An 11,354-nucleotide genomic window follows, 5' to 3' on the forward strand; every position below is an offset into this window, starting at 1 on the left:
CCGGGGTACGCCACGTCGTAGGTGTCGCGCAGCAGCTGTTTCGCCAGCTCGCCGCCTCCTTCTCCGATAGCCATCGTGCCGAGGGCGCCATAGCGCGTATGCGAGTCGGAGCCCAAGATCATCTTCCCGCAGCCCGCGAAATTCTCGCGCATGAACGAATGGATCACCGCAATATGCGGGGGAACGAAGATGCCGCCGTACTTCTTCGCGGCAGAAAGGCCGAAGACGTGGTCGTCCTCGTTGATGGTACCGCCCACGGCACACAGCGAGTTGTGGCAGTTGGTGAGCACGTAGGGCAGGGGGAATTCCGTCATGCCCGATGCACGCGCGGTCTGAATAATGCCGACGAACGTGATGTCGTGGCTGGCCATCGCGTCGAAGCGGATCTTCAGCGCACTCGGATCGCCCGAGGTGTTGTGCGCTTGCAAAATCGAGTATGCAATCGTCTCCCGCCGCGCCTCGTCGGGCGTCTTCGAGATGCCGCGCGCCGCCGCTTCCACTTCGGGAACGATCTCGGTTCCTTCGCGCAGGAACACTCCGCCATCGTAAAGCTTGATCATAGAAACCCCTCTATCTCACCCGGGCCTCGCGGCCAGCCTCGTGATTTCCAGCTTGTGGTGTATGGTTGCAGACCTTATTATCCTACACTTCGCATACGCGTGTGTTACGGGCACGCTACACGTGCGCATTTTCACGTAAAAAGGCCCGCAACCGACAGCGATGAACTGCGATTGCGGGCCTGTCAGGGCGAAATCAGCTTGCGCGCGGGCGCTGTCTTAAGCCTTAGGCCTTCGGCACGACGACCGTCGGCGTGGCCAGGTTCAAAAGCATGCTATGCGTGACCGAGCCGAACAGCGCACGGCCGAGCGCGGCACGGGAATGCGTGCCTAAAACGAGCAGCTGCGCATCCTTCGACGCATCCAAAAGCACGCGCGTGGGAGAAGGCCCCTCGATCGAGCGGCCCGCCACCTCGAGCGCGGGGTTTGCGGTCGTGATGCGCGCGACGAACTCATCGACTTCTGCCTGACGCTGACGGCCAACCTCTTCAAGGCCGCCGCCCATGCCTTCTGCGGGACGCGACATCCAGGCGGGGATGCCCCATGCACTTACCAGCTCGAGCGGCTGGGCGGAATCGATCGCCTCGCCGACGCCGAACGCCACCGCGGCATCCGACACGTTGTCGGGACCCACGCCCACAACAATGCCAGACTTGCCGGCGCAGGTCACATCCCAGTCGCACGGCACAACGACCGTGGGAATCTTCACCTGCACAGAGACGCGCAAGCCGGTCGCGCCGCCGAACGTCTCGGTGATAGACGCCCCGTGATGCGACCCCAAAACCACCATGTCGTGGTTGGCAGCTTCCTCCACAATCGATTCCACGGTAGGGCCATCAACGATCTTCGTGTCCACGGTTACGCCGGAATGCTCGGCAGCAAGCGTTTCCTTCTTCTCGCGAAGCGCCGCCTCGACGGTGGTGTGCACCATCTCGGCCTCGGCACCAAGCTTCTTCGCCTCAGCAGAATTCACGACCGCGAGAAGCATCAAGCTTGCACCCGTGCGCTCGGCACGCGCGACCGCCCAATCCAGTGCGCGACGACCGCGCTCGCTTCCATCAACACCAACGAGAATGCTCGCCATAGAAGGCCTCCGTTTCTCTTCCAGCTAGTGGAACATCGGAATCATAAGCCACAGTGCGAACAGCACGATGGCCACACAGGCGGCGAAGCAGACGGCCGAGGCGAGACGGGTCATCAAACGAGACTCGCGCTCCGCGTCCCCGTCGGCGCGCGCCCACAAGCGCAGCCCTGATGCATACAGTACGCTAATCGAGCACGCAACACAAACGACAACGACGAGAACGGTGATAAAACTAACGATTTCTTGAGTCAGCATGTGACGAGTTCCTCCTTGCTAGGCGGCGGCTGCGACGGTCTTCGCGTTCGTGTTGGCGTTGACCTTCACATCGGCTCGCTCGTTGACGTTCGCGGAATTGATCGGGTTGCGGCGGGACATGCGCCAGATGATGAACGCAACGGCGCACGCGATGAACGCGACCGCGACGGTGCCCCAAAGCCCCGTCTTCGCGAGCGCACAGGCAAGGGCACCCACGATGCCGGCAGCCGGGAAGGTGACAAGCCACGCGATGACCATCTTGCCGGCAACGCCCCAGTTCACCTCGTTACCCTTCTTTCCAAGACCCGAGCCGATGATGGATCCGGAGCACACCTGCGTGGTCGAGAGCGCAAAGCCCATGTGAGAGGAGACGAGAATCGTAGTCGCCGAAGCTGCCTCTGCGGCAAAGCCCTGCGGAGTCGAGATCTCGGTCAGGCCCTTGCCAAGCGTGCGGATGACGCGCCAGCCGCCCATGTAGGTGCCAAGTGCGATAGAGAGGCCGCAGATGGCGACGACCCACAGCTCAGGACCCGAACCGGAAGGCTGGAAGCCCACAGCGATCAGCGTCAGCGTGATGATGCCCATCGTCTTTTGGGCGTCGTTGGTACCATGGGAGAGCGCGACGAGGCACGCCGTCACCGTCTGGCCGTGGCGGAATCCCGACTCGATTTGCCCCTCTTCCATCTTGCGCACCACGAAAAAGATCAGCTTCACCGCGCAGAAGGCCGCAAGCCCCGCAACCACCGGGCTTACGAGCGCGGGGATGAGCACCTTGGTGAGCACCGCGGCAAAATTCACGCCTTCAACGCCTGCACCCACGATGACAGCACCGACCAGGCCGCCAAACAGGGCATGCGAGGAGCTCGACGGCAGGCCGACGAGCCAGGTGATGAGGTTCCATATGATTGCGCCGACCAGTCCGGCAAAAATGAAGGCCGCGCTGATGGTGACCTGCTGCTCGTTGATGATGCCGCCCGAGATGGTCTTCGCCACCTCGGTTGACAGAAATGCACCGATTAGATTGAGCGTTCCCGCTGCGATGACGGCGGTCTTCGGCTTGAGCGCGCCCGTGGCGATGGAGGTTGCCATGGCATTGGCGGTGTCGTGAAATCCGTTCGTGAAGTCGAATATGAGAGCCGTGACGATGACGAGCACCACCACAACCAAAGTTGCCGGATCCATGTGTCTTTGTTCTCCCTTCGAGTTTTCTCTCCGCTCGAAGGGCGCAAGCCCAACCCGTCCCTCCGAGGCCGATGAACACATTAGGGAGGGCGTGTCTGGGAAACATCTTGTAATTGTAAAGTCCGTGTAAAGCGCGGTTGGACGCCTTTCGCGTCGGTGAGCGGTGCGCGCAACTGACGCCCGATCGCGTGCGCCGGGCGAGATGGCTCTTTCTACAGGGTGTCTTCTGCCACCTTTTCCCAGTTGTAGCCCTCGCCGCACACCAAATCGATGCGCAGGGCGCCTTCTGGGGCAGTTGATTTCGCGGCCTCGTAAGCGACGCGCGCCGCCACCTCATCTTCGGCCTCGAGCTCGGTCTCTTCAAAGACGAAGGACACATCCGACCGCTCGGAATCCTTGATGAAACGCACTTTGTACTTCATAGGTGAGCCTTTCTCTTTTTCGAGTAGCCATTATAGAGGAGCCGCAGCCACGTTCGATACGCTCCTTCATTCCATGCCGCACTATTTTGACGCTTTCGTCTGCTTCGAATATCGTGCGAATCGCTCATCCAACAAGCTGCGCTACAATGGCGAAAACTCATCTCCCGACTTTTGCAGCATAACTGAATAGATTCCAGATCGCTCGCCCAGTTCAACGGGCTTTTTCTTTGTCAAGTTTTTACGACCTTATATGCCGTTGTATGGCGATGTATGGTATAACCAGGCATCGTGTAAACCCAGTTCAGGACGGCTATATGTACCTCAGGAAGCCGAAGAAGCCCAACGGGCGCACATACCTCACGATCGTGCAGGGCTACCGCGACGCGGGCGGCAAGAACAGGGCCAGGACGGTCAAAAGCCTCGGCTACGTCGACGCCCTCGAGGCGGAGCTCGGCGACCCCGTCGCCCACTTCGAGGAGGAGTGCAGGCGCATGACCGCCGAGGCCGCGCGCGCCGAGGCGCCCATCGCCGTGCAGTTCACCGCCTCCAAGAAGATAGACAAGCGCGCCGAGGGCCGCGTCGAGCTCGGCGCGGCGGTGCCGTCCGCCTACCTCCACCGCGACCTCGGGATCTGGTCGTTCTTCGAGCGCAAGCGCACGGCGCGCGGGTTCTCCTACGACCCCTGCCGGATCCTGGAGCTTCTCGTGTGGGACCGCATCGCCCACCCCTCCTCCAAGCACGCCGCCTGGGAGGCCAGGGAGAGGTTCCCCCGCAAGTGCGGCTTCACGGCCGACGACGTCTACCGCTGCCTGACCTACCTGGACGGCAACGCCGACGCGCTCGTAAGCTCGATGAACGCGTCGCTGGAGGAGTCGCGCGGGCCGCGCGACGCGTCGTGCCTGTACCACGACGTCACCAACTTCTACTTCGAGTGCGGGGAGGAGGACGGCTTCAGGATGCGCGGCGTCTCCAAGGAGCACAGGCCCAGCCCGATCGTGCAGATGGGGCTGTTCCTGGACTCCGACGGCCTGCCCCTGGGCTACGAGCTCTTCCCCGGCAACCGCAACGACATGACCACGCTGCTGCCGGCCATGTCCAAGGCGGGCGTGCGCGACCTGCCCCGGGGGGAGCGGGTGGTGGTCGTGGCCGACAAGGGCCTCAACATCTCCGCGAACATCGCCGCGTGCGTGCTCGGCGGCAACGGCTACATCTTCTCGCAGTCCGTGCGCAAGGCGACCAAGGGGCTCAAGTCGTGGGTGCTCGACGACGCGGGCTACGAGGAGAGCGCCTCCGGCTCCTTCAAGATCAAGAGCCGCGTCTCGGAGAAGGCGGTCTACGTCGCGGGCGAGGACGGCAGGAGGCGCAAGGCGATGGTGCCGGTGAAGGAGGTGGCCTTCTGGTCGCGCGACTACTTCGAGCGCAGCCGCCGCGAGCGCGCCAAGGTCGTCGAGAAGTCCAGGGCCGCCGTGGCCCGCGGCGACATGTCGTCGGCGGCGGCCAAGACGTCGGTGCGCTACGCGAAGGACGTGCCCGTCGTGCGCGAGACCGGCGAGGCCGCCGACCACAACCGGGTCATCGACGGGGACAGGATCGCCGCCGACGAGGCCATGGACGGCTACTGCTGCATCGTCACCTCCGAGCAGGACATGGACGACCGCGAGGTCATCGACGCCTACCGCGGGCTCTGGAGGATCGAGGAGTCCTTCCGGGTGATGAAGGGCGACCTCGGCGCGCGCCCCGTCTACTGCTCCACCGAGTCCCACATACGCGCCCACTTCCTCGTCTGCTACGTGGCGCTGCTCGCCATGCGGCTCATGCAGCTGGACACGGGGCGCAAATACTCCGCAGCGCAGATATCGGAGGCTCTCGCCTGCGTGACGGGCCACCTCATGGACCGCAACCTCTACCTGTTCGACTACCGGACCGACCTCACCGACGAGCTCGCGGGAGCCGTCGGGATCGACCTGTCGCGCCAGGTGCTCACCCGCGGGCAGATCCGATCCATCATGGCGGATGTGAGGAAACCGAGGAGCTAGGGCGTACCACGCCGGAAAACGTCACTAGAAAAAGGGCCGTTCTCCCAGCGTAGGAGAACGGTCCTCTTTGGCTGCAAAAGTCGGGTTATAGCATGCCTGCAGAAGGGTCAGGTGCCCGAGCTTGATCCTGAAGTGTTTTCGTCTGTTGAGCCTGATAGATTGTGCGAAATCGCTGCAAAGCTGACCAGTGCAGACATTCCGGTGTTCGAGCGCGCGCTGCGTGCTATTGATGAGCGCGACTTGGCTTGGTTGGGATTCAAGATTGTTCTGGATCCAGCCGTTGCCGTGACAAACGTGGACAACGAAGTCACGAAGAAGTTCGGCGACAAGGGCTCCGCTAATGGCGACTCTTTCATTTTCTTTGCCAACGATGCGAAGGAAATCGTGTGCGCACACGAGTACTCGGGGCGCGATTTGATGCAGATGAAGGATGTAACGCGCGGCCCCGCCATGCACAACGAGCAGTTCGATGGCTTGATTTGGCAAGCCACGCCGCTGTTCGAGGCGAAGCGTGTTTGGCTGCTGGGCGCTTCGCATGTTGCCTGCGAAGTGGCGCAGCTTGCAACCCATCTGGGCTTTTTAGTGACGGTTGCCGATTACGACCCTGCTTTCTTGAATGAAGAGCGCTTCCCAGGCGTGCAGCGCATTTTGTTCGAGAGCGGTAACTTCGATGACCTGCAGAAATACGCTGCGGACCCCGCCGATTACGTGCGCGTGCTTACGCGCGGCCACATGTACGACCCGCAGAGCTGCGCGTGGGGCGTGGCATGCAACACGCATTACGTGGGCATGATGGGCTGCAAGGGTAAGAACGAAACGGTTCACGACCTGGTTATTGGGCTGGGCGCCACCGAAGAAGGCTGGGCGCACATCAAGCGACCCATCGGTTTGAAGTTTGGCGCAAAAACCACCGATGAACTGGCTGTTTCTATTGTGGCAGAGCTTATTGACGTGCGTTATAAGGAAAATTACAGCGAAGCGGCGCGTGTTCAACACAAAAGCCATTTGGACTAAACGTTCTTCCCAAAGCGAAGGAACCAACAACGCCCCGCACACGTGAGTATGTGGGGCGTTTTCTGTGCGGCGACAGGGCGGCTTTGCGGGCCCTACGGTTGCTGCATCGCTTCCGAAAGATCAATGCGGTAGTGCTGCGCAATCCACGCAAGCGCTTTCGGCGTTTCCTGGAACGAGAGGTTCACGGCACTGTAAATCTGGAACCTGTCGATGGCGCCTTCGCCGTATCGGTCATACGCGTAAACTCCGGGATTCAGGTACCCGATAACGTTTTCCCAGTACTCTGCGTTGTCCTTCCCTTGTGCCCATATGGCAAGGCCGGGGTCATAAGCAGCGCTGGTCAGCAGCTCATTTGCCATGCCGGCGTCCAGGAGCTCCTTGAGCTCGTTTCCGGTCAAGGTCACGTCAAGGCTTCCGGGGGCATCGTCGGTTTGCGTGATTTCGCCCTCAAGGATCTCAACGCCTCCGTACTTTCCGTGGTAAAGGTTGACACTTCCCACAACAGCGGTGGGGCGAGATTCTGCCAAATCGTAAAGCCGATCAATGCGGTTTTGTCGTGCCGCATCGCTTGATGCAAAGGAGGCAATCTTGCTTGAGAACGATGCGGGGTCATTCAGCTCGTCTTTGAGCAGGTATATGTCGTAACCGCGCTTGATTACGTCACCGTTTTTCATTTCGTAATTGAAGCTCACGTAGGAACGGTAATAACTCGAAGCATCAAGACGGGTGGTGCCTTCATATATGTATTTGCCGCTATAGGTGGCATTTGCCGACGGTAAGCCTTTCTGCGTGGGCGATTCGTGCTCGTCGATGATCGATTGGTGCAGGTCGGTGACGGTTTTGATGTTTTCGGGGTTATCTGCGACAAAGTCTAAACCGTCTACAAAAACGCTCTCGATGTCGGATTCCGCGGGAACATATTTCGACTCGCAGCTGGCTACTCCATAAGCACCTGCGCTCACGCCCACGCACAACAGCGCCACCAGCGCCAGACCGGGAAGGCGTCGCTTGATAACGCGCGCCGATTTCGCCATGATGCTTTCCAGAACCGCGTAAGAGCCCAACGCGCCCAAAAGGTAGAAGCCAATCAGCGCGCCCATAAGGCCAAGGTTATTCGCTTGCTGTGCTGCGCTGCTGTCGTAATCGGCAAACGCGCACCCGACCAGGGCAAATCCCAGTCCGAACGCAATGCTGAACATAATGCTGAACACGGGGCGCAGCTTTTTAAAGGCAACGCCTTCACCTACTTCTTCCACGCGGCGGTATTTGAAGAGCACGCAGGCCACGGCAACGGCAATCACGGCAACAATCGCGTAGGCAGCAAGCATGCCCCAAAAGTCATACCGGGTTGCATACCAGGTTGGCATCACGAACTGCGTTTCCATCTGCGCCATGGGCGAGAATATCAACGCGATGCTTGATGGATTCAGGTTGCCAGTAACACCGTAGGAGAACAGGTCAGTTGCCGTTTTGAAGCCGAAATCAACAACGCAAGCATAGCCGTGCAGCATAAGCGTGACAATGATGAACACCAAGCGCGAGCTCGAAAGCGCCGCACAGAGCAGGCACAGGCCGCTGTGGATGATAACAAGCAGACAGCCCGATGCCACAAGCGTGGGACCCAGGCAAAGTTCGAAGCCAGCCGACAACTCCGCAAACGTAAAGAGCAAGCCCGCAATCACATTTACTGCAAGGCCAGGCAAAACGGTAACAACAAAGCTTGTGAGCAGCAGCGTTGACCTGCGCAGCGCGCCTGCTCCGTAAAACCGCGCAGCTTCCGGCTTGAACAGATAATCGCAGTTCACGCAGGTAGCTACCACGCAGTACGCTAGCATGAAGAACGCCGAAAACGTTAAGAACAGGGGAAGGTAACTTGAAAGGCTGTTCGTTGGATCCAGGCTGTACACGTAAACGGTGTAGCGCATGCGGGAAATGGTGGGCACCAGCGCGAGAAGCCATCCCAAAAGGTAGAGAGCGCTCACGTACCAATTTCGCTTGAACAGCTCTTTTGCCAAAGCGAAATTACAAAACGATATTCTTGACATGGAGGCTCACCTCGTTCAGCTCATGCAGGAACAGTTCTTCCAGGGACAGCGGGATAATCTCAAGCAGCACGGGGTTCAGCGCAGAAAGCGCCGTGCGCACTTGATCAGCATTGCCGCGCACGATAAGGGTGCGCAGGCGTCCTTCGGCGCTTTCGTGCAGCACGTCCACGCCCGCAAGCTCTACGCCATCGGGCAGCGCCAGCTGTACCTTTACCAGCGAACCATCAAGCGAAAGCAGGTCGTGCTCGCTTATGATTTGGCCTTCTGCCATGATTCCCAAGTGATCGCAGGCGCCTTCGAGCTCGCGCAAGTTGTGGCTGCTCACTATAACGGTAGTGTCGAATTCCGCAACGTCGCTCAGGACAATGCTCCACGCCGTTTTTCTTACCAGTGGATCAAGTCCGTCCATCGGCTCGTCCAGCAGTAAAACATCGGGGCGCGATGCCAGCGCCAGCAGGAGCATCGCTTGCTTTTGCATGCCCTTCGAGAACTTGCGGAAGGGCAGGGTAAGGGGCAGATTGAGGTTGCTCAGCAGCGTTTCGAAGCGCCCCCTGTCGAAGCGGGGCGTTATTGATTCGTGCAGAGAAACCAGGCTTTTGAGCGTGGCGCGCGCGGGAATGTAGAAGCTGCTGGGCGCAAACGCAATGCGCTCTTTGATGGCAACGTTTTCGAACACCGGTTGTTCCAATACCAGCACATCACCGCTGTCTTTGCGATAGATGCCTGCAATGTGCTGCAGCAGCGTGGTTTTTCCTGCGCCGTTTGGACCAACCAGCCCGTAGACCGATCCTGTGGGGACGTGCATATCAACGCTGTTCAGCGCAACAAAATCATCGAAGCGCTTCGTTAGATGAAGCGTTTGTACGGCGAATTCAGCCACAATTTCCACCTCCGTTTAAGCGTTCAATCAAGGTTTCGGGGTCTACCCCTATCGAGAGAAGTTCCTGCACGGTTTCGTCGAAAGCGGCAAGAAGTTCGTTTTTTCGTGCTTGAGATGCTTCGGGGTTGTATGACACGAAGCTGCCCTTGCCTTTAACAGAGCAGATGCAGCCATCTGCTTCAAGCGCATGATAGGCGCGTTGAATGGTGTTGGGGTTTACGGAAAGCTGCGCAGCTAAGCTGCGTACCGAAGGCATTTCAGTGCCTGGTTCAAGCAGACCGGCAAGGATTTGGCGTCGATACGCATCGCGCACCTGCTCATAGAGCGGTCGTTGGTCGCGGTAATCAACGGCAATCATGGGGCAAGACCTCCTTTCAGTGTTCGTTCTGTATTAACTGTACTATGCATACTAATACAGTTTATACAGAGCCACTGTAACTTGTCAAGAGGAGAAAGGGCGCGATAGCGCGATTCCAGAAGCCGCAAAGGCGTTTGCGCCGTATACTCATGTCAGACGGCGATTCTTGGCTTTTGTTCAAGGGTTGCGATTGATTCTGCGAATAACAGGAGGCGCTGATAAGTATGGCTGCACCGATTCTGTATTACTGGGCACCGTGTGCAACGTGTTCGGTTGTGGTGAATTACGCCAACGAAAAGGGCATTGAGCTGGATAAACGCGATGTTGAGCAAGTGGCACCTTACGAAGAGCTGCTTGCCTTGGGTGGCGATGCGAATCTTATTCCGTATCTGCACGACGCGGGTCAGCTTATTCAGGGCAACGACGAGATCATCGCATATCTGGAGCAACGATAAGCGTTGTTGCTGGCGCGTTTTGCGTGAGCGCGGCTTGCCGGACGCGATATATGCGCATCGGTTGCCAAGCGATAAGTATTGCGCCTGGTTGGGCAGAATGCGACATGCGCATGCTTATGCGCCGTGACCGCACTCGCCTTCAGGTAAAAGGAACACCCCACGCCACGAAATTGTTGACAAAAGGTGGGGTAATTTGACATCAAATAGGAGGATATCGAAATATTTTTGATTTCCTCCTATTTTGATAATTTCAGGGGGGGGTATAGGGGAGCGAAAAGTGGCTCTCATATTTTCTGAAATATGCTCTCTGACGGATTGCGCTGCTCTGAACTCTCTTAAAAGGCTCGAGTTGCCCCTGATGCAATCAAGACGATATGAGCAGGACATAAAAAGTTGGAAGCCCCTCCTGCATGCATATCCGCGGATTAGGCCGACAATAGTGGTGTCCAAACCGCCAGCGGCCACGCGCACTCATGGAAGGGGCTTCCGATGAACAATGCTACCACTTTCGTAGGGCTCGACGTCCACGCGCGCTCGATAAAGGCCTGCGCCTTCGCGCCGGCCACGGGCGAAATCGAGAGGAAGTCGCTCGGGTACGAGCCCGGCGAGCTCGCATCGTGGATACAGGGCCTCGCCCAGCCCGCGAAATGCGTCTACGAGTCGGGCGTCACCGGCTTCCACCTGTGCCGCGAGCTGCGCGCCATGGGCGCCGACTGCGCCATCGGCGCGGTGTCGAAGATGCACAGGCCGGCCGCCGACCGCGGCCGCAAGGCGGACCGCCGCGACGCGCATTTCCTGGCCGCGCAGCTGGCGCTCGGGGTGGTCACCGAGGTGCACGTGCCCGATCCCGAGTGCGAGGGGGCGCGCGACTTGACCCGAGCGCTAGCGGATGCCCGGGACGATGCCGTGCGCGCCAAGCAGCGCCTGTCGAAGTTCCTGCTCAGGCACGGGCACATCTACGACGAGAGGAACGCCGCCGGCCAGCGGAAGAGCCGCTGGACCAGGGATTTCTGGGCATGGGTCGGGCGGATCGACCTGGGAGACGCCTCCGCGACGGCCACGCTCG

12 protein-coding genes are annotated in these 11,354 nt (G+C 59.4%); 4 read left to right on the plus strand and 8 right to left on the minus strand.

Annotation, left to right across the window (positions count from 1 at the left end):
* The 5 genes from Q0G18_RS07435 to Q0G18_RS07455 form a co-directional block, all read right to left on the minus strand.
* Nucleotides 1–560: aconitase family protein (locus tag Q0G18_RS07435; protein ID WP_297151458.1), on the minus strand; the 560-nt coding region annotated here is incomplete at its 3' end.
* Between the two features lie 223 nt (nt 561–783).
* The gene (locus tag Q0G18_RS07440; RefSeq protein WP_297151461.1) at nt 784–1,641 is read right to left on the minus strand and encodes a universal stress protein; all 858 of its coding nucleotides are present in this window, start codon (nt 1,639–1,641) and stop codon (nt 784–786) included.
* 24 nt (nt 1,642–1,665) lie between these two features.
* Complete coding sequence (locus Q0G18_RS07445) at nt 1,666–1,896, minus strand: hypothetical protein (protein WP_297151464.1); 231 nt, start codon at nt 1,894–1,896, stop codon at nt 1,666–1,668.
* Between the two features lie 18 nt (nt 1,897–1,914).
* The gene (locus Q0G18_RS07450) at nt 1,915–3,078 is read right to left on the minus strand and encodes an inorganic phosphate transporter (RefSeq protein WP_297151466.1); all 1,164 of its coding nucleotides are present in this window, start codon (nt 3,076–3,078) and stop codon (nt 1,915–1,917) included.
* Nucleotides 3,079–3,290: 212 nt separating this feature from the next.
* Nucleotides 3,291–3,500, minus strand: coding sequence for a hypothetical protein (locus Q0G18_RS07455; protein ID WP_297151469.1), 210 nt, complete (start codon nt 3,498–3,500; stop codon nt 3,291–3,293).
* Between the two features lie 260 nt (nt 3,501–3,760).
* Between Q0G18_RS07455 and Q0G18_RS07460 the strand changes: the two genes are divergently transcribed.
* Complete coding sequence (locus tag Q0G18_RS07460) at nt 3,761–5,536, plus strand: IS1634 family transposase (protein ID WP_297151472.1); 1,776 nt, start codon at nt 3,761–3,763, stop codon at nt 5,534–5,536.
* A gap of 111 nt (nt 5,537–5,647) precedes the next feature.
* A complete protein-coding gene (locus Q0G18_RS07465) occupies nt 5,648–6,550 on the plus strand; it encodes an XdhC family protein (protein ID WP_297151475.1) in 903 nt (300 codons plus the stop codon).
* A 92-nt stretch (nt 6,551–6,642) separates the two neighbouring features.
* Here the strand turns inward: Q0G18_RS07465 and Q0G18_RS07470 are convergent, their stop codons facing one another.
* From Q0G18_RS07470 to Q0G18_RS07480, 3 genes are all read right to left on the minus strand, one after another.
* Nucleotides 6,643–8,475 carry a hypothetical protein gene (locus Q0G18_RS07470; protein WP_297151477.1) on the minus strand — a complete coding sequence of 611 codons (1,833 nt, stop codon included), beginning with the start codon at nt 8,473–8,475 and terminating at the stop codon, nt 6,643–6,645.
* A gap of 97 nt (nt 8,476–8,572) precedes the next feature.
* Complete coding sequence (locus Q0G18_RS07475; RefSeq protein WP_297151480.1) at nt 8,573–9,475, minus strand: ABC transporter ATP-binding protein; 903 nt, start codon at nt 9,473–9,475, stop codon at nt 8,573–8,575.
* Entirely contained in the window at nt 9,468–9,833 is a 366-nt protein-coding gene (locus Q0G18_RS07480) for a GntR family transcriptional regulator (protein WP_297151483.1), read from the minus strand. The genes Q0G18_RS07475 and Q0G18_RS07480 overlap by 8 nt, the downstream gene beginning before the upstream one ends.
* A gap of 224 nt (nt 9,834–10,057) precedes the next feature.
* Here Q0G18_RS07480 and Q0G18_RS07485 point away from each other — a divergent pair, with 224 nt between their 5' ends.
* Both Q0G18_RS07485 and Q0G18_RS07490 read left to right on the plus strand, forming a co-directional pair.
* A complete protein-coding gene (locus Q0G18_RS07485; protein WP_297151486.1) occupies nt 10,058–10,288 on the plus strand; it encodes a glutathione S-transferase N-terminal domain-containing protein in 231 nt (76 codons plus the stop codon).
* Between the two features lie 489 nt (nt 10,289–10,777).
* The coding region (locus Q0G18_RS07490; RefSeq protein WP_297151489.1) for a transposase at nt 10,778–11,354 on the plus strand (577 nt) is incomplete at its 3' end.

This window comes from uncultured Ellagibacter sp. (assembly GCF_934636505.1).
GTDB lineage: Bacteria > Actinomycetota > Coriobacteriia > Coriobacteriales > Eggerthellaceae > Ellagibacter.

What these genes read in the sequence shown, in the direction of transcription:
- Q0G18_RS07440 (WP_297151461.1), bottom strand. Translation starts at nt 1,641, where the DNA reads ATGGCGAGCATTCTCGTTGGTGTTGATGGAAGCGAGCGCGGTCGTCGC.
- Q0G18_RS07445 (WP_297151464.1), bottom strand. Translation starts at nt 1,896, where the DNA reads ATGCTGACTCAAGAAATCGTTAGTTTTATCACCGTTCTCGTCGTTGTC.
- Q0G18_RS07450 (WP_297151466.1), bottom strand. Translation starts at nt 3,078, where the DNA reads ATGGATCCGGCAACTTTGGTTGTGGTGGTGCTCGTCATCGTCACGGCT.
- Q0G18_RS07455 (WP_297151469.1), bottom strand. Translation starts at nt 3,500, where the DNA reads ATGAAGTACAAAGTGCGTTTCATCAAGGATTCCGAGCGGTCGGATGTG.
- Q0G18_RS07460 (WP_297151472.1), top strand. Translation starts at nt 3,761, where the DNA reads ATGGCGATGTATGGTATAACCAGGCATCGTGTAAACCCAGTTCAGGAC.
- Q0G18_RS07470 (WP_297151477.1), bottom strand. Translation starts at nt 8,475, where the DNA reads ATGCGCTACACCGTTTACGTGTACAGCCTGGATCCAACGAACAGCCTT.
- Q0G18_RS07480 (WP_297151483.1), bottom strand. Translation starts at nt 9,833, where the DNA reads ATGATTGCCGTTGATTACCGCGACCAACGACCGCTCTATGAGCAGGTG.
- Q0G18_RS07485 (WP_297151486.1), top strand. Translation starts at nt 10,058, where the DNA reads ATGGCTGCACCGATTCTGTATTACTGGGCACCGTGTGCAACGTGTTCG.